The 24,120-nt window shown below is 58.8% G+C and carries 33 protein-coding genes; 14 read left to right on the top strand and 19 right to left on the bottom strand.

Annotation, left to right across the window (positions count from 1 at the left end; genetic code table 11):
- Positions 1-408 precede the first annotated feature (408 nt).
- Positions 409-597 (top strand): hypothetical protein, encoded by a 189-nt coding sequence (locus K0F88_RS08145; RefSeq protein WP_094472013.1) that lies wholly within the window; start codon positions 409-411, stop codon positions 595-597.
- A gap of 483 nt (positions 598-1,080) precedes the next feature.
- Entirely contained in the window at positions 1,081-1,311 is a 231-nt protein-coding gene (locus K0F88_RS32800; RefSeq protein WP_094472011.1) for a DUF6555 family protein, read from the top strand.
- A 19-nt stretch (positions 1,312-1,330) separates the two neighbouring features.
- On the opposite strand, the gene K0F88_RS08150 is transcribed toward K0F88_RS32800, so the two are convergent.
- From K0F88_RS08150 to K0F88_RS08160, 3 genes are all read right to left on the bottom strand, one after another.
- On the bottom strand, positions 1,331-1,552 hold the full coding sequence (locus K0F88_RS08150) for a hypothetical protein (protein ID WP_094472010.1): 222 nt from the start codon (positions 1,550-1,552) through the stop codon (positions 1,331-1,333).
- A 100-nt stretch (positions 1,553-1,652) separates the two neighbouring features.
- Positions 1,653-1,988: a hypothetical protein gene (locus K0F88_RS08155; protein ID WP_094472009.1), complete on the bottom strand. Its 336-nt coding sequence runs from the start codon at positions 1,986-1,988 to the stop codon at positions 1,653-1,655.
- A 65-nt stretch (positions 1,989-2,053) separates the two neighbouring features.
- Entirely contained in the window at positions 2,054-2,278 is a 225-nt protein-coding gene (locus tag K0F88_RS08160; RefSeq protein WP_094472016.1) for a hypothetical protein, read from the bottom strand.
- Between the two features lie 178 nt (positions 2,279-2,456).
- Here K0F88_RS08160 and K0F88_RS08165 point away from each other — a divergent pair, with 178 nt between their 5' ends.
- A complete protein-coding gene (locus tag K0F88_RS08165; RefSeq protein WP_094472008.1) occupies positions 2,457-2,705 on the top strand; it encodes a hypothetical protein in 249 nt (82 codons plus the stop codon).
- A 13-nt stretch (positions 2,706-2,718) separates the two neighbouring features.
- Entirely contained in the window at positions 2,719-3,072 is a 354-nt protein-coding gene (osmE, locus tag K0F88_RS08170) for an osmotically-inducible lipoprotein OsmE (protein WP_219094791.1), read from the top strand.
- Positions 3,073-3,090: 18 nt separating this feature from the next.
- Here the strand turns inward: osmE and K0F88_RS08175 are convergent, their stop codons facing one another.
- Positions 3,091-3,438 carry a hypothetical protein gene (locus K0F88_RS08175; RefSeq protein WP_094472007.1) on the bottom strand — a complete coding sequence of 116 codons (348 nt, stop codon included), beginning with the start codon at positions 3,436-3,438 and terminating at the stop codon, positions 3,091-3,093.
- Positions 3,439-3,551: 113 nt separating this feature from the next.
- A complete protein-coding gene (locus K0F88_RS08180; RefSeq protein WP_094472006.1) occupies positions 3,552-3,752 on the bottom strand; it encodes a DUF2188 domain-containing protein in 201 nt (66 codons plus the stop codon).
- Between the two features lie 212 nt (positions 3,753-3,964).
- On the opposite strand from K0F88_RS08180, the gene K0F88_RS08185 reads away from it, so the two are divergent.
- A complete protein-coding gene (locus tag K0F88_RS08185; protein ID WP_094472005.1) occupies positions 3,965-4,327 on the top strand; it encodes an NUDIX hydrolase in 363 nt (120 codons plus the stop codon).
- 15 nt (positions 4,328-4,342) lie between these two features.
- Here K0F88_RS08185 and K0F88_RS08190 read toward each other — a convergent pair whose 3' ends face one another.
- The 8 genes from K0F88_RS08190 to K0F88_RS08225 form a co-directional block, all read right to left on the bottom strand.
- Entirely contained in the window at positions 4,343-5,116 is a 774-nt protein-coding gene (locus K0F88_RS08190) for a 1,6-dihydroxycyclohexa-2,4-diene-1-carboxylate dehydrogenase (protein WP_094472004.1), read from the bottom strand.
- 90 nt (positions 5,117-5,206) lie between these two features.
- Positions 5,207-6,220, bottom strand: coding sequence for a benzoate 1,2-dioxygenase electron transfer component BenC (benC, locus tag K0F88_RS08195; RefSeq protein ID WP_094472003.1), 1,014 nt, complete (start codon positions 6,218-6,220; stop codon positions 5,207-5,209).
- 10 nt (positions 6,221-6,230) lie between these two features.
- On the bottom strand, positions 6,231-6,719 hold the full coding sequence (gene benB / locus K0F88_RS08200; protein ID WP_094472002.1) for a benzoate 1,2-dioxygenase small subunit: 489 nt from the start codon (positions 6,717-6,719) through the stop codon (positions 6,231-6,233).
- Positions 6,716-8,080 carry a benzoate 1,2-dioxygenase large subunit gene (gene benA / locus K0F88_RS08205; protein WP_219094792.1) on the bottom strand — a complete coding sequence of 455 codons (1,365 nt, stop codon included), beginning with the start codon at positions 8,078-8,080 and terminating at the stop codon, positions 6,716-6,718. The genes benB and benA overlap by 4 nt, the downstream gene beginning before the upstream one ends.
- A gap of 186 nt (positions 8,081-8,266) precedes the next feature.
- A complete protein-coding gene (locus K0F88_RS08210; protein WP_094472000.1) occupies positions 8,267-9,226 on the bottom strand; it encodes an AraC family transcriptional regulator in 960 nt (319 codons plus the stop codon).
- Positions 9,227-9,434: 208 nt separating this feature from the next.
- A complete protein-coding gene (gene catA, locus K0F88_RS08215) occupies positions 9,435-10,364 on the bottom strand; it encodes a catechol 1,2-dioxygenase (protein WP_219094793.1) in 930 nt (309 codons plus the stop codon).
- A gap of 55 nt (positions 10,365-10,419) precedes the next feature.
- A complete protein-coding gene (gene catC / locus K0F88_RS08220; protein WP_219094794.1) occupies positions 10,420-10,710 on the bottom strand; it encodes a muconolactone Delta-isomerase in 291 nt (96 codons plus the stop codon).
- A gap of 10 nt (positions 10,711-10,720) precedes the next feature.
- Complete coding sequence (locus tag K0F88_RS08225; RefSeq protein WP_219094918.1) at positions 10,721-11,869, bottom strand: muconate cycloisomerase family protein; 1,149 nt, start codon at positions 11,867-11,869, stop codon at positions 10,721-10,723.
- Between the two features lie 127 nt (positions 11,870-11,996).
- Here K0F88_RS08225 and K0F88_RS08230 point away from each other — a divergent pair, with 127 nt between their 5' ends.
- The gene (locus tag K0F88_RS08230) at positions 11,997-12,887 is read left to right on the top strand and encodes a LysR family transcriptional regulator (protein WP_219094795.1); all 891 of its coding nucleotides are present in this window, start codon (positions 11,997-11,999) and stop codon (positions 12,885-12,887) included.
- 112 nt (positions 12,888-12,999) lie between these two features.
- On the opposite strand, the gene K0F88_RS08235 is transcribed toward K0F88_RS08230, so the two are convergent.
- Together K0F88_RS08235 and K0F88_RS08240 are read right to left on the bottom strand one after the other, a co-directional pair.
- Positions 13,000-13,899 carry a polysaccharide deacetylase family protein gene (locus tag K0F88_RS08235; RefSeq protein WP_219094796.1) on the bottom strand — a complete coding sequence of 300 codons (900 nt, stop codon included), beginning with the start codon at positions 13,897-13,899 and terminating at the stop codon, positions 13,000-13,002.
- A 147-nt stretch (positions 13,900-14,046) separates the two neighbouring features.
- A complete protein-coding gene (locus K0F88_RS08240; RefSeq protein ID WP_219094797.1) occupies positions 14,047-14,994 on the bottom strand; it encodes an ABC transporter substrate-binding protein in 948 nt (315 codons plus the stop codon).
- A 295-nt stretch (positions 14,995-15,289) separates the two neighbouring features.
- Here K0F88_RS08240 and K0F88_RS08245 point away from each other — a divergent pair, with 295 nt between their 5' ends.
- From K0F88_RS08245 to K0F88_RS08270, 6 genes are all read left to right on the top strand, one after another.
- Positions 15,290-16,276, top strand: a complete 987-nt coding sequence (locus tag K0F88_RS08245) for an aliphatic sulfonate ABC transporter substrate-binding protein (RefSeq protein WP_219094798.1) — start codon at positions 15,290-15,292, stop codon at positions 16,274-16,276.
- Positions 16,277-16,338: 62 nt separating this feature from the next.
- Positions 16,339-17,175, top strand: coding sequence for an ABC transporter permease (locus K0F88_RS08250; RefSeq protein WP_219094799.1), 837 nt, complete (start codon positions 16,339-16,341; stop codon positions 17,173-17,175).
- A 3-nt stretch (positions 17,176-17,178) separates the two neighbouring features.
- A complete protein-coding gene (locus K0F88_RS08255) occupies positions 17,179-17,892 on the top strand; it encodes an ABC transporter ATP-binding protein (RefSeq protein ID WP_219094800.1) in 714 nt (237 codons plus the stop codon).
- A gap of 49 nt (positions 17,893-17,941) precedes the next feature.
- A complete protein-coding gene (locus tag K0F88_RS08260) occupies positions 17,942-18,622 on the top strand; it encodes an SOS response-associated peptidase (RefSeq protein WP_094471995.1) in 681 nt (226 codons plus the stop codon).
- A 251-nt stretch (positions 18,623-18,873) separates the two neighbouring features.
- Complete coding sequence (locus tag K0F88_RS08265; RefSeq protein WP_094471994.1) at positions 18,874-19,146, top strand: hypothetical protein; 273 nt, start codon at positions 18,874-18,876, stop codon at positions 19,144-19,146.
- 179 nt (positions 19,147-19,325) lie between these two features.
- Positions 19,326-19,556: a hypothetical protein gene (locus K0F88_RS08270; protein WP_094471993.1), complete on the top strand. Its 231-nt coding sequence runs from the start codon at positions 19,326-19,328 to the stop codon at positions 19,554-19,556.
- A gap of 261 nt (positions 19,557-19,817) precedes the next feature.
- On the opposite strand, the gene K0F88_RS08275 is transcribed toward K0F88_RS08270, so the two are convergent.
- From K0F88_RS08275 to K0F88_RS08285, 3 genes are read right to left on the bottom strand one after another with little or no spacing between them, the layout of a single operon-like run.
- A complete protein-coding gene (locus tag K0F88_RS08275; RefSeq protein ID WP_219094801.1) occupies positions 19,818-19,973 on the bottom strand; it encodes a hypothetical protein in 156 nt (51 codons plus the stop codon).
- Positions 19,974-20,032: 59 nt separating this feature from the next.
- Positions 20,033-20,344 (bottom strand): AzlD domain-containing protein, encoded by a 312-nt coding sequence (locus tag K0F88_RS08280; protein ID WP_010455066.1) that lies wholly within the window; start codon positions 20,342-20,344, stop codon positions 20,033-20,035.
- Positions 20,344-21,042: an AzlC family ABC transporter permease gene (locus K0F88_RS08285; RefSeq protein WP_094471992.1), complete on the bottom strand. Its 699-nt coding sequence runs from the start codon at positions 21,040-21,042 to the stop codon at positions 20,344-20,346. The genes K0F88_RS08280 and K0F88_RS08285 overlap by 1 nt, the downstream gene beginning before the upstream one ends.
- Positions 21,043-21,210: 168 nt before the next feature.
- Here K0F88_RS08285 and K0F88_RS08290 point away from each other — a divergent pair, with 168 nt between their 5' ends.
- Together K0F88_RS08290 and K0F88_RS08295 are read left to right on the top strand one after the other, a co-directional pair.
- Positions 21,211-21,585, top strand: a complete 375-nt coding sequence (locus K0F88_RS08290; protein ID WP_094471991.1) for a DUF2784 domain-containing protein — start codon at positions 21,211-21,213, stop codon at positions 21,583-21,585.
- A 21-nt stretch (positions 21,586-21,606) separates the two neighbouring features.
- Positions 21,607-22,524 carry a LysR family transcriptional regulator gene (locus K0F88_RS08295; RefSeq protein WP_219094802.1) on the top strand — a complete coding sequence of 306 codons (918 nt, stop codon included), beginning with the start codon at positions 21,607-21,609 and terminating at the stop codon, positions 22,522-22,524.
- 2 nt (positions 22,525-22,526) lie between these two features.
- On the opposite strand, the gene K0F88_RS08300 is transcribed toward K0F88_RS08295, so the two are convergent.
- A complete protein-coding gene (locus tag K0F88_RS08300) occupies positions 22,527-24,104 on the bottom strand; it encodes a sensor domain-containing diguanylate cyclase (RefSeq protein WP_094471990.1) in 1,578 nt (525 codons plus the stop codon).
- Positions 24,105-24,120: the final 16 nt, after the last annotated feature.

Here is a 24,120-nt window from a genome sequence, read left to right on the forward strand (position 1 = left end):
CACCCACACGAATTGCTTGATTCAGTTGTTAAAGAGCGGTTGGTTAAGATTTTTCGTCTCAACCGAGGCGCGCATTCTACAGCACACCCTTTTCAATTTGCAACCTAAAAAGTTTCTGATTTCACTAGTAAAATCAATTACTTACGCCAGAACAAACATCTACATGCTCGTTAGCGGGAGGCGAATAGTACAGCATCTAAATACGTGGTCAACCCCCTAATCCAAAAAGTCTGCTTTTCTTCATCAGGCGAGCGGCAATCGAAATCTCAGAGACCCACTTGACCTGCCATGCGTCAACAGACGCACCATTGCAGTGCAATTCACTGGCGCAAAGCCATTTCCTCGACTAGGGTTTCTACCGAATCGTATGGCCCTGTTACCCAGCGGGCGCGTGATCAAGGAGGATAAATGACGTCTATTCACAAAGCCGAGAAAACCTATCGCACCTGGTCCAGCCCCATTCTCCTTGAACTCAAGGAAAGAGAGCACCAGCTGGACGCTGACGCCCGCCAGGCACTTCACAACATCCTGGCAGAGCGAAGGCTGATAAACACCGGCAACCCTTCTGGCGTCGATCGCCGCCGCTCTAGCTCCTGATGACTTCCCGGCCAGCAACTGTTTAGCAGACCGGCCTTTTCATCGGATACTTCAAATGCTCCCTTGCGGTAGTGGCCAGTAGCCGCTATCCATTAAGGTGAATTCAGAAGGAGTACGCGAGGATGATTCCAAGATTCGTTGTGGTTCCCGCCATTCCCACGGAAACGGGGTCAACGCGCAACGGAACGCGCTTCTACTGCAAAACCGCCCCCATAGGGTTCAACCTCTATGACAATGAAGAAAAGCGCAGGCTGCCCACAACCTACCCGACACGGAAAGAAGCCGAGGAAGAATGTTTGCAGCTTAATAACGAATGCCTTCAATGCATGCTGGCTGAGCGCCCCCGCGTCAATATGCCCTGAGCGCGTGCAAGACTGAATGAAGGCAAAACATCGCTTATTTATTGAAGCAGACAAAAGTCCGAAAACAGAAGGAACTGGCACTACGCCATCAATGTCGTAGTGACAGCACCTGGAGATTCGGATGACCCGCCCTCGATATTTTCAAATCACGTATGGCTTCAACAAGACTCGGCATATTTTTATTCAACCCGACTCCCACATGTCTGAGGCAGACGCGTGGTACTACGCCTGCCTGCATTCAGGGATTGGGCTTTCATATGGGGACAATCACGATCAACAAGACTTTGATGCGCTGCGAAGCCACGCACAGGAAAATGGCTTGATCCAGGTTAGTTGGGAGGAGTTGCCTTAAATGCCAGTGTGCGGCCCAGCTAAGTGCCGCCGCCCACGCCCTCTATCGCTTTTGCAAATGAAGTACCCGCCGCCTTCACCAACTTGCGCCATTCCGAGCTGTTGATCAGCCCGGTACGTTCCATCTCGTCGGCGGCCTTGAGCAACTCGTCGTACTGTTCTTCAGCATCCATGCGAATTTCGGGCTCGTTCAGGAGCTTGTGCCAGGCCGCCAGGGCTTGCTTCTTTTGATCATCATTCATCGCCAAACTCCCAGGGACAGTTTTCACTTGGAAGTTTCCAGTGAATGACCGTTCCTCGGTTCCGACATACGGCGCTTATACAAAACTCACGGAGTGAGCTTTACAAGCAGCTGCGAACCGCTTTACGCATCGCGTCCGACTTGGCCCACGGCGGCCCCTGATACAGAGAGACTCGACTGCCGTCCTTGTATTTCACGACGTCCAGAATTTCGTCAGCCGTGATAATGCTCGGCGCATTGATCCGGTAGCCATTGGAAATACCGGTCTGAGTCGTCTTGGGGACTTCCTGCTGCCAAAGCGGCAAAAGACAAGCGGCGTATTCTTTGGGCGCCTTGTTACTGTACTTGCTGACGTTAGGCTCACCTGGAACCAGGGATGCCGGCAGCGAACAACCCGCCAGCATCGCCATCGCTACTCCCCCAATCAACATCCGCATGACGCTTCCTTATCCTGAAAAACGGCGAATGTAGCGCGTAGCGATCCAGACATCCATCTATAGAATCAGCCCTCAGGGGTTACGTTGTGATCACCGGGGTCGGGATAAGACCGTTCGTTCAAATACGTCATCCATCGTTCATACGCTTCATGCTGCCATTGAGTGACCCTCTCCCACTCCGGCCCACTCAACTGATGAGCCGAAATAAGCTTCATCATCTCCGTAGTTGCTGCGTCCAGATCAACAATCAGCTCATGCGCATGGAATCTGAAATCATCGGTGCTGGTCATTTGAAGTTGCCTCGCCCTAGCGAACATTCGCCACTTCAGTACGACATCACACCGGTTCGTTCGCGCTCATTCTCCCGACAAGCGGCGTACCTTCCATCCATTGAGCAGCAGGCGAGCAAACGCCCCGCCCGTTAATTGGGGCTACTCTTTTGTATCGGGGTATTAGCAGGAGGTCATCATGTGGCTCAACGAAGATGAAAACGAACTTCGGCGTGATCTGCAAGGACTTGCGTCGGACCTGAGGTGGTCGGCAGTGGAACTCTTACGCATCGCAGAGCAGCTACGCCTGGCCGGCAATGATGTGGATGCGCAAGCGGCCATGAAGTTGTGCAATCTATTTCAAGGCGATGAAGAGCGACTGGCGGGTTACGCAGAAGAAGTGAAAGCCAAAATCATCAGTCGGACGAAAGCTCCGAAAGCTCACTAACGGGAGCGTTGGCATGAACACGCCTCTATTGGCGCTGGTCGTCGTGCTGGCGGCGACGGGTGGCTGCAGCACAGATTCACACGTTTATCGGGACCAGCCGCTGGTCGCCAAAGTCGAGACCGGCATGAACAAGGATCAGGTTCAGCAGATTGGGGGTAAGCCTTTAACGATAACGGAGCGCACAGTGGTGCCTGGCACGTGCTTTGACTACAAGTTGACCCAGGCAGGCCAACAGAAGCCCTACAACATCAGCTTCGATGACCGGGGCAAGGTCGACCACAAAAGCTTCATGACCTGCGCGGAATGGAGTCACGCACAGCAGAAAGCCAGGGAACCCTCTCGCAGTACGGGTGGCGGAGGTTACTAGCCAGCAATGGATGGCGAGCTAGCTGGAAGCGGGTTTGTTACAGGTGTCCCGCCATTTATCCGCGAACCTGTTAATGGCTTGGCTTTTCAGTTCTGGAGAATCGAGGACCGGCTGGTTGTACGCTTCGTTGATCAACATGGCGCCTAACTTGTCGTGATCAGGATTACCCGATTTCACGGCCAGCAGACTTTCTTTCGATTCGCCTTTTTGCCGAGACTGCATGATCGATCCGGCCAATGTACGGAAAACGTCGCAGACCTTTTGATTGGTGTGGATTTCGCCTTGCGTCTGGGCCAGAACCTGACCGACACCGGCAAGGTAAAGAGCAGACAACATTGCCAGTGCAGTCCAGCGACCTTTCAACATGCTTTCTTCCTTGAATTGAAAGCGGCCACCCTATCATCCAAATGTCACGTTTAAAATCCTCCAACGCCTGGTTTCAAGACAAAAAAAGCCCCGGCATCCCAGGGCTTCAACGTTCATTCTGATTTCTGGCCTGGAGTCGTTCGAACCGTTCTTGCTTTATAGGCAGGAAGCGCTGCTGCAAACGCCAGTGCCTCCTCTTTGCTGCCAAAAGCCCCGAGACGGTCGCCTTTGGTGCACACCCGCCAGGGGCCGTTGTTTACGCTGAGTACGTCATAACCGTTCATGTGCATTTTATTCAGCATCGGAACGCTCATAGTCACCTCCTTTTCGGCAGTGATAAGCCACGATTGACTTGGCTACCTTACACCCGCCCCCTGCCCAAGTGCCTACCAAACGTCGTGTCAGGTTTTCGACATTCCTTTGCACTTTCTACCGCCTCCCTCACTCCATCCCTTTGAAACAGAGGCTTGGGCCTGAATATTGCATTTTCATGACTGTTTTATGACAAGCGGCGGTTTAGTAACACATGAAAGTACGGGCAACAGTCATTTGCGAGCAGGATCGGCATGTTCTCCTGGTGCGCAAACCCAGGTGTCGCTGGACCTTGCCAGGAGGAAAAGTCGAGCGCGGCGAAACCACTGCGGGCGCCGCCATGCGCGAACTCCAGGAGGAAACAGGACTGGGAGTCGACAGCTTGTTGTACCTGATGGAACTGGAAACGGGCAGCACCCGGCACCATGTGTTCGAGGCGTCGGTCCTCAACTCGGACGAAGCCCGGCCACAAAATGAAATTTTCGATTGCATGTGGTATCCGCTGGACGCAGTCCAGAACCTGAACACAAGCGACGCCACGCTCAAGATCGTCAAAGCCTTCCAGCGTCGCTTGTAAGTTTGCGCAGCCGCCTCAGCCCTGGTCGCCGCCGCCCACCGGCATGATCATGCCGGTGATATACGACGCCTCGTCACTGGCCAGAAACAGAATAGCGCCTGCCTGCTCATCCAGCGTGCCGTAGCGTTTCATCAAGCTGCTGTCGAGCGTCTGGCCGACAATTTGCTGATACCAGACTTTTTCTTCGGCGCTCTGCTCTGCGCTGTTTCGCGGAATGGCCCGCGGCGGTGCTTCGGTGCCACCGGGTGCGGTGGCATTGACCCGAACTCCACGACCGGCGGTTTCAAATGCCAGGCAAGCAGTCAGCGCATTGACACCGCCCTTCGCCGCGCCATACGGCACGCGATTGATGCTGCGGGTAGCGATGGACGAAACATTGACGATCGCGCCGCTGCCCTGTTCAAGCATGAACGGCAGCGCGGCGTGGCAGCACCATAATGTCGGAAACAAAGAACGACGGACTTCGGCTTCGATCTGCTGCTCTTCGTAGTGTTCGAAAGGCTTCGCCCAGATCGTGCCGCCCACGTTGTTGACCAGCACATCCAGACGCCCAAAGCGCTCGACGGCGGTACGCATCACGCGGCTGCATTCGCTGTATTGCTCAAGGTCAGCGGTCAAGGCAAGCACCTGGCTGCCCTGCCCCAATTGTTGCTGCACCTCGAACACCAGGTCCGAGCGATCAACCAGAATCAGCCGCGCCCCCTCAGCGGCCATGCGCTCCGCCACCCGCCGACCAATGCCTTGCGCCGCGCCGGTGATCAGCGCAACTTTTTCGTGAAATCTGTTCATGTGGACCTCGTAACGAAGGATGCCATTCAGTGAAAACGTCCCAGACAAAACACTGACCTGTGGGAGCATGTGATCACGCAGCGGATGGACTCAAGCCGCGCTGGCGGCGAATTTCTCGTAATAGAAGTTCGCAGGCGCGACGCCTTGTTCGCGAATGAACTGACTGACCGCTTCGACCATCGGCGGCGGGCCGCACAGGTAGACGTCGACGTCGCCTTCGTTCAAATGCCGTGGCTCGATGTGCTGGGTCACGTAGCCCTTGAGCGGATGCTGGCTGTCGGGGTTGGCGACACAGGCACTAAAGCTGAAATTCGGGATGCGCGCGGCAAACGCTTCGAGCCGATCCAGTTCCACCAAATCAAAATCGTTGGTCACGCCATAGATCAGATGCAGCGGATGCTCGCTGCCCTGCTCGGCGATTTTTTCCAGCATCGCGGTGAACGGCGCCAGACCGGTTCCACCCGCCAGCAGCAATAACGGCCGGCGAATGTCGCGTAGATAAAAGCTACCCAATGGACCGGCCAGACGCATGCTATCGCCCGCCTTGGCTATACCGGTGAGGAAGCTGCTCATCAAGCCGCCGGGCACGTTGCGAATCAGGAAACTCACTTCGCCGTCACGCTGCAACGAGCTGAAGGAGTACGCGCGGGTCTGCTCGCTGCCGGGAATTCCAAGGTTCACATACTGGCCCGGCAGAAACGCCAGTTTGCTCAGCGCCTCGCCCTTGATCGACAGCGCGATGGTGCTGTCGGACAACTGCCGCACGGCGCTGATGGTGGCGTCGTAACTGGCCTGCTGGGTACGGCAAACCTGCGATGAAGTCGGCACGCGCACCACGCAATCGCTCTGGGCGCGCATTTGGCACGTCAGGACAAAACCCTGCTGCGCTTCATCAGCGCTGAGCGCGTCTTCGATGTATTCCTCGCCCAAGTCATAACGACCGGCCTCGGCGAAACACTTGCAGGTACCGCACGCGCCGTCGCGGCAATCCAGTGGAATATTGATGCCCTGGCGGTACGCGGCATCGGCCACGGTTTCGCCCACATTGGCGTCGATGAACCGGGTGACGCCGTCTTCAAAATTGAATGCAATGGAATGAGTCATGACGGCCGCCTCAGAGGTGGTAGACATCGATGACCTGGCGAACGTAATCGTTCTTCAGGATCACTTTCTTGGCCTTGATCAGCGGGTTTTCACCGCGCACATCAAGGGTGTAGAAACTGCTGCCGAAATAGCTGTCGACGGTCTTGTAGCGAAAGCTCAGGGTGTGCCAGTTGAAGCGCACTTTGCACAGGCCGTCAGCCTGTTCGAGCAGCTCGATGTTGCTGATGTTGTGTGAAGTGCGGGTGTCCGGAACGCTGGCGCTGGAGCGTTCGGTCTTGATGCGGAAGATGCGGTCTTCCAGGCCGGTGCGGTTGCCGTACCAGATCAGCGATATTTCCCGCTGCGGGTCTTCAGTCAACTCGTCATTGTCGTCCCAGGACGGCATCCAGAACGAAGCATCGGCGGCGTACATCTCCAGCCAGTCGTCCCATTGCTTGTCATCGAGGTAGCGCGCTTCGCGGTAGAGAAACTCGCGCACGGCGTCATAAGTGAGGGTCATTGCACGGCCTCCACAGCGATCAATTCGGGCTGTTCGGCAGCCAGGGCCTTGAGCATGGTTTGCTGCCAATACTTGTGTTGCAGCACGAACAGGCCTTCGTCTTCGGTGCGCACGCCGCTGAGCAAGGGATGCAGGTCGATTTCCCTGGCCGCCTCATCGGCGCCTTCGACCCAGTGTTCGGCACCGCGAGACATGTCATTCCACGTCGTGACGCTGCCCTGATAGCTGGTCTGGCACGAGCGAAACTCTTCCAGATCGTCCGGGGTGGCCATGCCGCTGACGTTGAAGAAATCCTCGTACTGACGAATCCGGCTCGTACGGGCGTGGTCGCTTTCACCTTTGGGGGCAATGCAATAAATGGTGATTTCCGTGCGGTCGACCGAGATTGGCCGGGCGATGCGGATCTGCGAGCTGAACTGGTCCATCAGGTAGACGTTCGGGTACAGGCACAGGTTGCGCGAATTCTCGATCATCCAGTCGGCGCGGGCCTGGCCGAAGTCCCGGGACAGTTCGTCGCGGCGCTCGTAGAGCGGGCGATCCTCGGGGTTGGACCAGCGGGTCCAGAGCAGCATATGGCCCTTGTCGAACGAGTAGAAACCCCCGCCCTGCTTAGCCCAGGTCCCAGCGCTCATGGTCGGATTGCTGTCACCGGCTTCGCGCTGTTTGCGCTGGTTCTGGGTGGCAGCGTAGTTCCAGTGCACGGAGCTGACGTGGTAACCGTCGGCGCCATTTTCGGCAGTGAGTTTCCAGTTGCCTTCGTAGATGTAGCTTGAGGAACCGCGCAGCACTTCAAGGCCATCGGCGGACTGGTCAACGATCATGTCGATGATCTTGGCCGACTCGCCCAGGTGCTCAACCAGCGGCACCACATCGGCCTTCAGGCTGCCGAACAGGAAGCCGCGATAGGACTCGAAACGCGCGACTTTGGTCAGGTCGTGGGAGCCTTCGCAGTTGAAGCTCGCCGGGTAGCCCGCAGCCGCCGGGTCTTTAACCTTGAGCAGTTTGCCGGAGTTGTTGAAGGTCCAGCCGTGGAATGGGCAGGTGTAGGAGCTCTTATTGCCGGTCTTGTGCCGGCACAGCGTCGCACCGCGATGGCTGCAAGCGTTGATGAAGGCGTTAAGCACTCCCTCCTTGTTGCGCGCGATGAAGATCGACTGACGCCCCATGGTGGTGGTGTAGAAATCATTGATGTTGGGGATCTGGCTTTCGTGCGCCAGGTACAGCCAGTTGCCTTCGAAGATGTGTTTCATCTCCAGGTCGAACAGCCGTGGATCAGTGAACATCTCGCGCTTGCAGCGGTAGATGCCTTGTTCTTTATCATCTTCAAGCAGGGAGTGAAGGTATTCGGGTCGCAGGGACATGGCCGCCGCCTCCATTGTTTTTATTCAGGCAGGGCCATGCTAGGACGGGGGGATGGGGCGGACTATCCGATGGGTGCAGACGTGTATCCGTTTACTGCAACGTGCGGTGAATGGCTGATGCTTATCAATCAGGCCTGACACGGACCTGTGGCGAGGGGGCTTGCCACAGGTGTTCGTCGTCTGCAGTCAGTGCCGGCGTTTGAGGGTGTCCGAAGGCAATTCGCCGAACTGTTTGCGGTAGTTGTCGGAGAACCGCCCCAGGTGCAGGAAGCCGTAATCCATGGCCACTTCCGTGACATTGCGCACGTTGCAGGTCGGGTCGCTCAGGCACCGGTTGATGCGTTCGAGTTTCTGCTGCCGGATGTAGTTTTGCGGCGAGGTGCCGGCGTTGCGCTCGAACAAGCCGTACAGCGAGCGCAAGCTCATCCGCGCCTGGCGCGCCAGCTCTTCACTGTCGATGTCCTGCTTGAGGTTACGCGCGATGTAATCGGCAATTCCCTCGAACGTCGCCGACGGCGAGCCGAGGCTGCTGCGGATGACGTTGGTTTTCATCAGGCTGAGCATCTTGCTGACGATGATCTGCGCGTAGTGCTCCTGCACTCGAGGGATCTGCTCGGTGGCCTCGGCTTCCTGGCAAATCATCGCCAGCAGGCCGACGAAACCTTCCAGCTCATCGAGCTGATAACGGTTCTCCAGAAACCGCACGCCCTGCCCCGGATAGCGCCAGCGTTGCTCCTCGCACACCGACTCAAAAAGCCGGGTGGGTACTTTGAGGATGAATTTTTCACAATCGTCGGAGTACGTCAGGTCCACCGGGTCATCGGGGTTGATCAGCAGCAATTCACCCGGCTCAAAGTAATGTTCCTGACCGTGACCGCGCCACAGGCAGTTGCCGCGCAGCAACACTTGCAGGTGATAGATCGTTTCCAGCGCGCCCGAGGTCACCCGCACGCTGGCGCCGTAGCTGATGCGGCACAGGTCGAGGCTGGCGAATTTGCGATGATCGAGACTGGCCAGCGGGCGGCCGACCCTGGGCATGAGGATGCAATGATTGCCGACATGCTGATTGACGTAACCCGACACCGCGTAAGGGTCGGCGTGGTCGAATATTCTGCTGCGCTGACTCAACAGTTGCGCGTGCATCATCGGGTTACTCTCGTTGTTGTTATCGGTGTTGTCGGGCCATTCTAAGCAGTACCTGCAACGGTGTGTCAGTGGGCTGACCTGTGGAAGGTTCTGGCCCTATCGCGAGCAGGCTCGCGATAGGGCCATCAGTCTCAACATCAATGTTGACTGACACTCTACTTTCGTCGGAACGCCGCCCGGAGCAGGCGCGCTCCCGCAAGGCCTGCGATCAGTCCTCGAGTGCGCGAACCCGTTCGTGGCGTTGCTGCTCGTCAGGTTGCGCGGAGGTCTGCAAGGTGAAATCGAAGTCGATCTCGGCAAACCGGCCGCTGACGCCATGGGCCGCCGCGCGCTGCGGGTCGTCTCTGAAAGCGATGTGGGCGATCAGCTCGTCGCGGGTGGCGTAGGCGAAATCGTCATGCAGGTACTGATCGCCATCGAGGTTGATCTGGGTGGTCAGGTGACGATGATCCGGCGCGGAGATAAAGAAGTGGATGTGCGCCGGACGCTGGCCATGACGGCCCAGTTGATCGAGCAATTGTTGGGTCGGTCCGTCCGGCGGGCAACCGTAGCCCGACGGCACGATGCTACGGAAGCGATAGCGACCCTCGGCATCGGTGACAATGCGACGGCGCAGGTTGAACTCCGACTGCGTGGTATCGAAGTAGGAATAAGTGCCGCCCGTGTTGGCGTGCCAAACATCCACCACCGCGCCGACCAATGGTTCGCCAGCCGTGTTGCGCACCTGGCCCTGCATGAACAGGACCACGCCCGGATCGACGCCATCGTCCAGTCGAGCCTCACCCTCGGACAACGGCGCGCCCGCCACATACAACGGGCCTTCGATGGTCCGCGGCGTCCCGCCCGCCTTTCCCGCCTGCTCGTCTTCGGCGTCCATCAGCAAGTCCAGGTAGTGTTCCAGGCCGAGGCCGGCCACCAGCAAACCGGCTTCCTGGCGCGCGCCCAGCACGTTGAGGTAATTGACCGCTTTCCAGAACTCTTCCGGGGTCACGGCGAGGTCTTCGATGATGTTTACCGAATCACGCAAAATACGGTAAACCAAGGCTTTGACCCGCGGGTCGCCAGCGTCGTTGAGCAAGCCGCTGGCGTCTTCGAGAAACTTCTGGGCACTGGCAGTGTGGGCAATCTTGACGTTCATTTTTTGGGGTTCCTCATCTTGTAATTATGGGCGTAGCGAACTGAACAGGCTGGGTTCAGCGGTCATCCTCGCGAATGGAAGAAGGATGCCGGCACATCGCATCGATCTCGATCGCCATGTACGGAAACAGCGGCAATTGCATCAGCAGGTCATGCAGTTCCTGAACGCTGTCGACGTCGAAAACGCTGTAATTGGCATAGTGCCCGGCGATACGCCACAGGTGACGCCATTTGCCTTGCTCTTGCAGGCGCTGGGCCAGGGCTTTTTCATCGGATTTGAGCTGGGTGGCGAGATCCGGATTGATGTCGACCGGCAGATTCACGGTCATTTTTACGTGAAACAGCATGATGCTCTCCTCAGGCTTGATGAACGGAAGTGGATGTTTTGTCGCGCCGGAAAAACGCCAGGCGTTCCTCATCCAGGCTCAGGCCAAGGCCCGGTGTTTGCGGCACGTGCAGCGCAAAATCGCGATAGACCAGCGGCTCGCTGAGCACGTCTTCCGTCAGCAGTAACGGGCCGAACAGCTCGGTGTCCCAGGCCAGTTTATTCAGGGTGATGAAGGCATGGGCCGAGGCCAACGTGCCGATCCCTCCCTCCAGCATAGTGCCGCCGTACAGACCGATACCGGCGGCTTCGGCGATGGCGGCGGTCCTGAGCACGGCCCGTGGCCCGCCGTTCTTGGCGATTTTCAGGGCAAACACGGAAGCCGCCCCTTCGCGCGCCAGATTGAAAGCGTCTTCCACGCACTCGATGGATTCATCGGCCATGATCGGCGCCGGGCTCATGGCGTTCAGACGCACCATGCCGGCGCGGTTGTTGCGCGAGATCGGCTGCTCGATCAGGTCGATGCCGTTGCTGCCCAGTATCCGGCAGGCGCGCAGTGCGACCGCTTCGTCCCAGGCCTGATTGACATCGACCCTCACGCTGGCTCGATCGCCCAGGGCTTTCTTGATGGCGATGACGTGGGCCAGGTCGCGATTGACTTCGCCGGCACCGATTTTCAGCTTGAAGATCCGGTGGCGCCGCAGGTCGAGCATTTTTTCTGCTTCGGCGATGTCCTTCTCAGTGTCGCCGCTGGCCAGGGTCCAGGCCACCGGCAACGCATCACGAACGCGCCCGCCCAGTAACTCACTGACCGGCAGCCCAAGGCGCTTGCCGTGGGCGTCGAGCAAGGCGGTTTCGATACCGGACTTGGCAAAGGTGTTGCCACGGATACTGCGCTCCAGGCGCAACATCGCGGCGTTCACATTGTCGCTATCCTCACCGATTAGAAGCGGCGCGAAGTGTTTGTCGATGTTGGTCTTGATGCTGTCCGGGCTTTCATTGCCATAGGCCAGGCCACCGATGGTGGTGGATTCACCAATGCCTTCGATGCCATCGGCGCAGCGCACGCGGATGATCACCAGGGTCTGGTTCTGCAGGGTGTGCATGGCCAGTTTGTGCGGGCGAATGGTCGGCAGATCGACGATGATCGTCTCGATCGATTCAATGGCAGTTGCACGCATGTCGATACCCGTCAGGTTCTTGAAGTTCTGAAATGGATTCTCATACGGCTTTTTGCCCACGGCCAATATAGAATTGGTCTGGCTCGATACCTTAAAGGTATTCAACTGCTCAATGCCTGGAGGCACCATGGAATTGCGTCACCTGCGGTATTTTCAGGTGTTGGCTCAAACCCTCAATTTCACCCGCGCCGCCGAACTGTTGCACATTGCCCAGCCCCCCTTGAGCCGACAGATCCAGCAACTGGAAGATGAACTCGGGGTGTTATTGCTTGAGCGCGGCCGTCCGCTGAAGTTGACCGACGCCGGGCGTTTCTTCCATGAACACTCCACCGCCCTGCTCGAACAGCTGGCCAAGGTGTGTGACAACACCAGGCGCATCGGCCTGGGAGAAAAGACCTGGCTGGGTATCGGTTTTGCGCCATCGACGCTGTATGGCGTGCTGCCGGAACTCATTCGGCGCTTGCGCAGCGGCGAACCCCTGGAGCTTGAGCTCGGGCTTTCGGAAATGACCACGTTGCAACAGGTGCAGGCGCTCAAGGCAGGGCGCATCGACATCGGTTTTGGGCGGATTCGCATCGACGACCCGGCGATCATTCAGACGGTGTTGACCGAAGACCGGCTGGTCGCCGCCCTTCCCGCCGGCCACCCGCTGCTGGCCGGGCCGATCAGCCTTCGCCAACTGGCCAAGGAACCCTTTGTGCTGTACCCCGGCAACCCTCGCCCCAGCTACGCCGACCATGTGATTGCACTGTTTGAGTCCTACGGCGTGAGCATTCACGTGGCGCAATGGACCAACGAACTGCAAACAGCAATCGGTCTGGTGGGGGCCGGGATCGGGGTGACGCTGGTGCCCGCGTCGGTGCAGTTGCTGCACCGCGACGACATTGGATTCACACCGTTGCTGGAAGACAACGCGACCTCGCCGATCATTCTCAGTCGACGTGTGGGCGATGTGACGCAGGGGTTGAATCACTGCTTGAAGATGATTGATGAGTTGCTGCCCCGGAACCAGCCATAACGCGATTTTGTAGCAGCCGGCGAGCGCGGATGCTCGGGAGAAACCGCTTTCGCCATCGCTACGACTGCGCCCCCACTCCATGGGTTGGCTACTTCTCGTTTTTGCTCAGGTTCTAATGAGAATCCCCATCCCACAGCCAATTCCAGATCCCCGGCAACTTCACTGCCTCTGAACCACTACTGACGGTGCGCGCCAAAGCTGCCCGTTGCAGCGCCGCCCTGTCGTCGTAAAACGGCTTTTGCGCCACCGTCACCCCCGTGGCGCGGGCGCTGTCGAGGAGGATTTGCAGGTATTCGCGGGCATGCCGGGCGGTATACCGATTCAGGTCGTGGAAGGTCACCACCACCGGAACCACACCGTCCACCGTCGGCAATTCGCCCAGTGCAATCCGTTCACGCACTTCGGACAGTTGCCGCAGCATGTTGGCCCGTCGACGCGGACTCGCGTTGAAGCCCCATATCTTGCCGTCGTTGGCGCTCAGGTCGGTCAGCAGCAGGTGCAGGCCGTGTCGCTGGTAGGCAGCGAACACACGTTTGTCGTAGTTCCAGAACGGCGGGCGCACCAGGGTGGGCGGTGCTCCGGTGATCGCGGCGATGTCGGCACTGCCTTTGCTCAGCGATTGCTCCAGCTCTTCCGGGCTCAGCGAGCGGTGGTTGGTGTGCGAGTGGGTCGCGGTGTGGAAACCCAGCACATGCCCTTCAGCCTGCTCCCGGTGCATGACCCCGCGTCCGATGTCACTGTCACCGGCCCGTGGTGCGCCGGTCTGCACGAAGAACACCGCTTTGATCCCCGGTTGCACCGGGTTCTGCGCAAGGCTGTCGAGCACCGTCATGCTCGGGTTCCAGAAACTTGATGCGCTGGGACCGTCGTCGAAGGTCAGCAGAAAGCGGATCGGTGGCTGCGCGCGCAGACGCTGTTCGGTCTGCGGGGTCAGTTCGATCGGTGAAGCGATGCAGCCCACCAGCCCGACAGCGATGGCGAACGCAGAGAGAACCTTGAACAACTGTTTCATGGTTTGCCTTGGGCCAGACCGTAATGGTCATCACGTTAAAACGGCAAAAACCCTTCGCCCATTGATCCTTTGTCGGCCCGCAGGTGGCTGCAGGCCCAAGTTGGATCAGGGTACACAGTGTTTGGTTCCAGCGCTCACCCTCGTGGCTTACTGCGCCAACGACTGCTGGAACGAGCTGTCGATAAGCGGCGCGGTCGCCAATGCCGTCGGCAGCGCCTTGACCTTGAACAGGAAGTCCGCGGTGCTCTGCAGATCCTTGGCCGCCTGCGCGTCTACCGGGCCGACGGTCATGTGCGCCTGACGCAGCCAATGGCGCGACACGTTCTGGTCGAGGTTGGCTTTTTTCGCCCAGAGATCGGCGTACTCGTCGGTGTGGCTGTCGACCCAGGCCCGGGCTTTTTTCAGGCGCACCAGAAAGTCGGCGATGGCTTCGCGCTTGCTGTCGATCGACGGCGTCGAAGCGGCGATGGCGCTCAGGCCGGGCATGAGGTTTTTCGCCGTGAGAATCGGACGGGCGCCGGAGAACAGAATCTGCTGGGAAATGTAGGGTTCCCACACCGAGAAGGCGTCAATGCTGCCTTGCGGTAACGCCGCAGCGGCATCGATTGGCATCAGTTTGATGAAGTCGACGTAGTCTTCCGGCAGATCAGCTTTTTCCAATGCACGCAGGGTCAGTTGCTGGCTCCAGGCACCGGGCCAGTAAGCGACTTTCTTGCCCTTGAGATCGGCAATGGTTTTGACCGGCGAATCCTTGGGCACCAGCAAGGCGATGGTGTCGGGGTTCTGCCGCGACACGCCGATCAACTTCACCGGCGCCTGCTTGGCTGCCAGGAACAGGAAGCCGGAATCGCCGAGAAAGCCCAGATCCAGGGCGCCGGTGTTCAACGCTTCGGCCAGCGGAGCGGCAGCCTGGAAGTGCTTCCAGTCGACGGTATAAGGCGCCCCTTCCAGCACACCCGACGCTTCCACCGAAGCGCGAACGTTGTAGTAGTTCTGATCCCCGACGTGCAACACGACGGGTTCTGCGGCGTAGCTCAGTGGCGCGGCAAACAAGGCGCTGGTCAACAGACCGCGCACGAATCGGGACAGGTTCATCGAGGGCTCCAGGAACGTTATTTGTATAGACCCTAACGCTCTTACGACGGCAAAAATAAATTCGATTTGTGCATAAGCTCATCACCGACAAACACTGCTGTTGGCCCAGCAACAGCCACTCAACAGACTGTTTTCACCTGGACAGCCAACCCCTGATTTCTTTCTGCCAAAGCCCCGAAAACCTGCGCCCGTACAACATGGCACAGAGCCTGCAATATTCCTTTTATGCAGGAAGCATTCGTTAAAAATAATTATTTGGACATAAGAATCTCGCCGCCTTGCCCGGAGCTGTGCCATGAAACTGACCTTCCGCTTTCCTGACTTCAGGTACCTGCTGGGTGCCTGCGCCTTGGCCTTGAGCCTGCAACCCGTGGCGCAAGCCGCCGAAACCGCACCGGCCGAAGTGCACCTGGATTACGCCTATTACTCGCCGGTGAGCCTGGTGCTCAAACACTTCGGCTTCCTTGAAAAAGCCCTGCCACAGACCAAGGTCAGCTGGGTGTTGAGCCAGGGCAGCAACCGCTCGCTGGAATACCTCAACAGCGGCGGCGTCGATTTCGCCTCGTCCGCCAGCCTGGCCGCCGTGCTCAGTCGCGCCAACGGCAGCCCGATCAAATCGGTCTACGTGTACAGCCGCGCGGAATGGACCGCCTTGGTGGTGCGCAAGGATTCGCCATACAAAACCGTGGCCGATCTGAAAGGCAAAAAAATCGCCGCCACCAAAGGCACCGACCCGTACCTGTTCACCTTGCGCAGCCTGCAACAGGCCGGCCTGAGCAAGGACGATGTCGAGCTGGTGCATTTGCAGCATCCGGACGGTCGCACCGCATTGGAGAAAGGTGACGTCGACGCTTGGGCCGGCCTTGATCCGCACATGGCGGCCAGCGAAGTCCAGGCCGGTTCGCGCCTGCTGTATCGCAACACCCACTTCAACAGCTACGGCGTGGTCAGCGTCACCGACACCTATGCCAAAGAGCATCCGCAAACCATCGAAACCGTCTTGAGCGCCTATGAAAAGGCCCGGGAGTGGGCGGTGAAAAACCCTGAGGAACTGGCGAAGTTGCTCGCGAGCGAGTCAGGTCTGCCGCTGGAAGTGGCCAAGCTGCAACTGTCGCGCACCGACCTGAGCAGCCCGCAATTGACTGCCAGCGATGTGATTGCCTCCAAGGCGGCCGCACCGATTCTGGTTTCTGAAGAACTGGTTCGCCGAGGGGTGAATGTCGATCAGGTGATCGATCAGTTGATCGACACCGGCTTCAAGGAAACCGTGGCCCGTCAATAACCTTCGCCACCGTTGAAACCGAATCCGCGCCCGTCGCGGATTCGTCGTGACTGGAGAAACCCATGACCAGCAAAAGCAAAGAAATGCCCGCCTGCCTGACATTACCTGCACCCCGCCGTTTGAGCAGTGCCTGGCTACGACGCCTCAAGGGCCTGGCGCTGCCCGTGCTGATCATCCTGGTGCTGGAACTCGTCGTGCGCATCGGCTGGTTGCCGTCCTATCAGATGCCGGCACCCAGTGAGATCGCGCTGACCCTCAGAGACCTGGCCGAGGGCGCGCTGTGGAAACACATCAGCGCCAGTCTGCTGCGGGTGCTGCTGGGCTTCGCCATTGGCGCCAGTCTGGCCCTGGTGTTCGCCGCGTGGGTCGGTTTGAGCCGCGAAGCCGAAGCGTGGCTGGAACCGACGTTCGCCGGGTTGCGCTCGATTCCGAGCCTGGCCTGGGTGCCGCTGTTGCTGCTGTGGCTGGGCATCGACGAGACCTCGAAAATCGTCCTGATCGCCATCGGCGCATTCTTTCCGGTGCACCTCAATGGCGTCGCGGCGATCCGCGACATTGACCGCAAACGGGTGGAAGTCGGGCAGATGTACGGCTTCAGCCGGTGGCGTCTGGTCCGACGTATCCTGCTGCCCGCCGCCCTGCCCGGCCTGTTCACCGGACTGCGCAGCGGCATGAGCCTGGCCTGGATGTTTCTGGTGGCCGCCGAGCTGATCGCCGCCACCAAGGGCCTGGGCTACTTGCTCAGTGACGGGCGCGAGACGTCGCGCCCGGACATCGTCCTGGCCGCGATCCTCGTTTTGGCGCTGCTGGGCAAACTCAGCGACGGCATCCTCGCCGGCCTGGAGAAACACTTCCTGGCCTGGCGCGACACTTTCAACGGCCAAAGCGCAGAGGATTGAGCCATGACCGACCACCTGCTGGACATTCGCGTCGAGCGCAAGACCTTCGCCGCCACGACCGTCCTCAAGAACATCCATTTGCAATTGCACCCCAGGGAAACCGTCAGCCTGCTGGGCCCCAGCGGCTGCGGCAAAAGCACCTTGCTGCGGATCGTCGCCGGCCTGGAAAAGGACTTCCAGGGTGAACTGCGCAACAACGCCGGGGACATCGCGTTTGTGTTTCAGGAACCTCGGCTGATGCCCTGGCTGACAGTTGAGCAAAACATCGGTTTCAGCGCCGACAGCCATTACGACAAGGCCTGGGTCGCGCGATTGATCGAAGAAGTCGGCCTCGGCGGTTTCGCTCAGGCGTTACCGAAAGCTTTGTCCGGCGGTATGGCGCAACGGGTGGCGATCGCCCGCGGCCTCTACTCGCGGCCGCAGGTTTTGTTGCTCGATGAACCGTTCAGCGCAGTGGACGCTTTCACGCGAATGAAACTCCAGGACCTGCTGCTGCAACTGGCCGAGCGTCACGCCATCGCCTTGCTGCTGGTGACGCACGACGTCGATGAAGCGCTGTACCTCAGTGATCGCGTCCTGGTGATGGACAATCGCCCGAGCAGCATTCGCCAGGAATTGGCTGTGGAGCTGCCGCATCCTCGCGATCGGCGGGACCCGTTGCTCGCGCAATTGAAGGCGTTGTCGCTGACCGAGTTGCAGCGTGCCCATGTGATTTGAAGACTAAGCTGAACGCTCCAGCCAGCGCTTTCCAGCCGGAGATCAGCCGATGTGCGGACGACTCTCGCAATACCGTGGCATTCACGACTTTGTCGCGGTGCTGAGCATTCCCGACGCGCTGATCAACCATGTCGGTGATGAACCGCTGGCCCGCTACAACGCCGCGCCCACCACCCAGCTGGCCCTGCTGCACCTTGAGCCTGACGGGCTGCACGCTGATTCGGTGCGCTGGGGATGGCGGCCGCATTGGGCGAGGGACCGGGCGGCGCCGATCAACGCACGGGTCGAGAAAGTGGCTCACGGCCCGTTCTTCCGGGCAATCTGGCCGCACCGCGCTATCGTGCCGATCGACAACTGGTTCGAATGGGTGGATGCCGGCGCTTCGACGAGGCAGCCGTGGCTCATTCGTCGCCGGGATCGGGCGCCGATCTGCTGCGCGGCGATCGGCCAGTTTCCCCACGGTGGCAGCGAGCCTCGCAGCGACGACGGTTTCGTCATCATCACGGCGGACAGCGCTGGCGGCATGCTCGACATTCATGACCGGCGGCCGGTGGTGTTGTCTGCGGAACTGGCACATGAATGGCTGGACCCAGCCACGCCCAAAGAGCGTGCCGAGCAGATGGTGCTCATGCAAGGAGAAGTCAGTGAAGTGTTCGAGTGGTACAGGGTCGATAAGGCAGTGGGAAATGTCAGGAACCAGGGTCCAATGTTGATTAATAAGCTCATTTAAATTGGATCCAGTTTGGCAACTAAATAACCGAACGACCTAAACGTTACACAGACTGTTTCAACCAAGAAACACTTGCCGGAATGCGGCAAAACGACGCACTAACCGCTTGTCTGACAATTGAAACATCGTACATACATTTAGTAACGCTACAGATAGCATGCGCGCCGCATTTCCCCTGGCAGTACACAATTGACCAAAGAGTCAATAAACAAGGAAATCCCTAAATCTAACAAGCCTTGCAGAGAACTAAGTTGCGCGACGATCTTGTAATTAATCAAGTCAGCGGTCTGGAGTGCGTGTACCTGTCGCTGACAGAACGCTATCAACTTGACTGTTTTATCGGGCAATACATAAAGACCCGAAACCTGCGTTCCATCCCCAATATCAACGACATCCTGCGTTCGACCCTCGCAGCCTATTCCGGCAAGCCGCCGGTCATGGTCAACGAACTGAATGCCTGGATCGACAAGACGTTGGGCTATCGGGCCTCCCACCCGGATTTTCCGTCACTGGAAGATCTTTGATGTGATGCGCCGCTGAGTTCAGCACACGATGAACGAACCGGACATTGTTGCACTCTGAAGAAGAGGCCCATCAGGGCCTCTTTTTTTAGCTCTTATCCGCACAAGGATTGCTCCCCATACTTTGCAAATTGCCGGTTCGACGCCTGAATCAAAGCCTCGGCGAATTTAAGGAGGGATACATGAGCGAGCTCGTTCCCTATGCCGTGCACTCTCTGCTCGACGGCGTCCGCCAGCACTTTTTCAAGCTGGCCGAACAGTTCTCCGATGTGGACGCGATTCGTTCAGCCTCGGCGCATGCGTTTTTGCAATCCGACCGAAAGATCGCCGCCGCCCACGCTTCCCCCGAAGCGACTCGCTTGAGCGCTCAACGATTGGGCATCACGAAGGTTCGCTGGAATGAGGCGATCTGACGGCCTTGCCTGCCCCCGCTTGATCGCGAATTGCCATTCAATCAAGCAAAGCACTTCAGGCACACCTGCTTTTGTGGCGAGGGAGCTTGCTCCCGCTGGGCTGCGTAGTGGCCCCAAGAATGTGGCAAGAATGCCAATTTTTGTGAGTGCTTCGCACTCAAGCGGGACGGTGCGGCGTTCCGACAAGCTCCCTCGCCACAGGTTTTTTGTTCGACTGAAGATTGAGTGAACAGCATTGCGCTTGATGGCGGGATTATTGGTTCAGGGCTTCAGCGGGCGCTCTTCGTCACGGTCTGACAGTTCTCGACTGTCGTCATGCTTCCAGGTTTGGGTTGAACGCCTTTGCCGCTCAAGTTCTTCTTCGGTGGGTTCATCCTCATCTTCATCCAGACCTGGACGTTTTGGATCATTGGCCATACTCACCTCGCTTCCTGAAGGAATTCCCCTTAAGCGTAGAACAATTTCCAAAGCGCGACTCAAAGCCACCAGCGCAGCAAAAAGAAAAACCCCATGCTCAACAACATGCTGAGCAAGGTATTGCGGGTGTACAGCACCAACCCCACCGCCACCAGCGAACTGATCAGGTACGGGTTGTCCCACTGCAGATTCAGCTGTTTGTCCGGCATGAACACAATCGGGCCGCAGATCGCGGTCAACATCCCCGGCACGGCAAAACCGAGGAACTGCCGGGCATTGCTGCTCAAGCGCAGCGGCAGTCGTGGTTCGAGGAATACGTAGCGGTTCAGGAAGACGAGCACGCCCATCCCGATAATCACAGCCCAGACCATCATGTGCGCCCCCCATAGAATTTGTTGCAGACAAAGCCTGCAGTCATGCCCGCCAACCCCGACAACACCAGCGCCGAGCCCCATTGCCAGTAACTGAACAATACTGAACAAAACAGCGAAACCGCGACGCAGACCACCGTCGGAACGTTGCGTACCACCGGGGTGATCAGGGCAATGAAGGTCGCGGCGATGGAGAAGTCCAGCCCCAGGTGCTCAAGACCGGGAATGCTGCTGCCGAGGACGATGCCGGCCAGCGTGAACAGGTTCCAGGCGATGTAAAACGTCAGGCCCACCCCCAAGGCGTACCAGCGATTGAACTGCTGTTTGTCATGCTGGCTGGTCAGGGCGAACAGTTCGTCGGTGAGCAAAAAACCCAGCCCAACGCGCCAGCGACCCGGCAGCGGTGAAATCACCGAACGCATGCTCATTCCGTACAGCAAATGCTGGGAGGTCAGTAACAGCGTGGTCAGCAAAATCGAAAAGATCCCGGCGCCGCCCTTGAGCATGCCAATGGCGACCAATTGCGCGGCACCGGCAAACACGATGCTCGACAACCCTTGACCTTGCAGCGGCGTGAGATTGGCCTCGATGGCCATGGACCCGGCCAGCAGCCCCCAGGGCGCGGTGGCCAGGGACAACGGCATGATCGCTACGGCGCCGCGAAGAAAGGCATTGCGCGGCATGAGTGAGTTCGACATAACGCTCTACAACCAGGGGAAGACGCCAGACTGTGCCAGCAGTTGCGTTCGATGGCTTGAACAATCTTGCGCACTTGCGGGCAGCGCTTGCCGAATGGCTCTGGGCAGCAGCAAGGATGAGAACCCGAGTACCATGGAGCCATTCGCCTAACGCGTCAGGGAGTCGACATGCTTTACCGGATCGCCGCCGATGGGCTGGTGCTGTTTCACTTGCTGTTCGTTCTGTTCGTGCTGTTCGGCGGGCTGCTGGTGCTCAAATGGCGCCCCCTGATCTGGTGGCACCTGCCCGCCGCTGCCTGGGGCGTGAGTGTGGAAGTCTTCCACCTGATGTGTCCCCTGACTCAATGGGAAAACGTCATGCGCCAGGCCGCCGGGCAAACCGGTTATGGCGGTGGTTTCATCGAACACTACGTGTGGCCGGTCATCTACCCTGCAGGGCTGACTCCGGCGATTCAACTGGCGCTGGGCAGCGTAGTGCTGGTGATCAACCTTGTGGTCTATCTTCGGCTGATCAGGTTGTGGAAGTTACACCGGGCAACCTGAAACACCCGCCGAGGATAGAAAATGCTGTCGATTGAAGACCTGACGTTACTTCAAGCCATCCGCGAAACCGGCAGCCTGTCGCGGGCCGCCGCTCACTTGGGCAAAGCGCCTTCAACCGTGTCCTACGCCGCGCGGCAACTGGAGGAGCGCTTCGATGCGCTGCTCTTCGACCGGCGTCGTTACCGCTTGCAGCTGACCCCGGCCGGTGAGTTGCTGGTGAATGAGTCGGCGCGGCTGATGCAGGATGTCGCCCGGCTGACGCAACGGGTGCAACAAGTGGCCAACGGCTGGGAAAGCCGGTTGTGGATCGTCACCGACGAACTGCTCGAGTTCGAAGCCTTGATCCCGGTGATTCACGAGTTCGATGCGCTGGAGTCCGGCGTACCGCTGCGCATCACCCACGAAGTACTCAAAGGCGTATGGGAAGCCCTGCGTGAAGGCCGTGCGGACTTGATCATCGGCGCCACCAATGAGCCGCTGGCCATTCCCAGCCTGCGCTGGATGCAATTGGGGCAAATGGAATGGGTGTTCGCGGTCTCGCCCAAACACCCGTTGGCCAAGGCCAGGGAGCCGATTTCACGGGCGACGGTGGCGCAGCACCGGGCGATAGTCGTGGCCGATTCGTCCCGGGCCACAGAGGGCAGCACTTACGGTGTCTCCGGCGGCCAACCGGTCCTCGCCGTGCCGACCATGCGCGCAAAGATTCTCGCCCAATGCGATGGCCTCGGCGTGGGCTGGTTGCCCAGGCATCGGGTCGGCGCGTTACTGAGAAACGGCACGCTGGTGGAAAAGCAGATGGCTGATCCGCGAGAGCCAAACATCCTGTACGCCGGCTGGCGCGGCGATCATGACGGCCGTGCGTTGGGCTGGTGGCTGGAAAAACTCAAGCAATCGTACCTGTCAACCCAACTGGTCCAGGGCAGCGACCGCTTCGTTTGAAGTCAGTTGGCGATGACGCTCATGTTGCGCCCACTGGCCTTGGCCACGTACAACGCTTTGTCCGCAGCGCTGACCAGGTCGTCGGGCTGATCCTGCGAGGCCGGGTTGTAGGCGCACACCCCCACGCTGACGGTCACCGTACCCTCCGCGCATTCGCTGTGTTCGATCCCGGCTTGCTGGACCGCACGACGAATTTTTTCGGCGACCAGAAACGCCCCCACATAGTCGGTGCCTGGCAGCACCACCGTGAACTCCTCGCCACCATAGCGGGCGGCCAGATCGCCGGGGCGCTTGATGTTGTCCTTGATGATCGCGCTGATTTTGCGCAGACACTCATCACCCGCCACGTGCCCATAACGATCGTTGAAGCTCTTGAAGTGATCGACATCGATCATCAGCATGGCGAGGTGGGTCACCGTGCGCCGGGCCCGGCCCATTTCCGCGAGAATGAACAGATCGAACTGACGCCGGTTGGAGAGCCCGGTGAGTGCATCTTCGAGCGCCAGCAATTCAAGGCTGCGGTTGACTTCGATGAGCTTTTCCTGGGCATCGAGCAACACGCTTTGAATGTGGTTCTGCTGCTTCATGAAGCGAATGAGGCGATAGCCGAGCCCTCCCAGAAATACCAGCAGCAACAGCACGATGGCGGCACTGAGGATTGACTCCTCACGCCAGCCGGCCAGGACATCATCCTTGTCCAGCGCGGCAAAGATAATCAGCGGATAACCCTCGACCCGCCGAAACCCCACCACTCGCTCGACACCATCCACATAAGACTTGACGGTTGCCGTGCCAGAACTGCCCTTGGGCAACAGTTGCGTGAACAGCGGCCCCTTGGCGACGCTGGTGCCGACTTCTGCTTCGTTGAATGGCCGGCGAACGACGATGCTGGCGTCGTCGGCGATCAGGTTGATCACGCCGTTTTTGCCCATGTCGATGCTGTCGTACAGCCCGAGGAAATGGTTGAGATAGATCGTTGCCAGCGCCACACCGGCGAAGCTGCCATCCGGATGATTGATCCTGCGCGACACGGTCATGATCCATTCGCGGGTCGATCGACTCTTGATCGACGGACCGATATGAGGTCCCCGGTCAGTATGATCACGATGGTAGATGAAATATTCACGGTCGGAATTGTTCGCGCCGGGCATATCCGCACCGTTGGAATTGGCGATCCATCCGCCTTTTTCGTCAAATACGAACAAGCCATGGAGCTGGGTGAGCTCACTGCGCTGGGCGGCGAGCAAACGTCTGAATCTGGGCAGCTGCGCCGGGTCCACGCCTTCGTTTTCGACGCGGTCCACCAAGGCAAACAGCAGCGTATCGGCTTGTTTGATCGACGCTTGCGCTTGTGACGCCAAGGTCTGGGCGAGATTGGACATCGCCACCCCTTTGTCATGCAAGTGGTACTGACGCGAGTTCCAGGCTTCCCAGATCACAATGGCTGTCATAGACAGGCATACGGCCACGAGCAAAACAACCGCGTAACGGACCCTGAGCCTGGACTCAACCTGCTCGGGCACCCAAGGCGCGACGGGCCGGGTGTGTTCAATTCGGTCGTTGATGGACGGATGCCCCATGACGCTCCCTGATTCG

Source organism: Pseudomonas sp. UMAB-40 (genome assembly GCF_900095275.1).
In the GTDB taxonomy this organism is placed as follows: domain Bacteria; phylum Pseudomonadota; class Gammaproteobacteria; order Pseudomonadales; family Pseudomonadaceae; genus Aquipseudomonas; species Aquipseudomonas mandelii_B.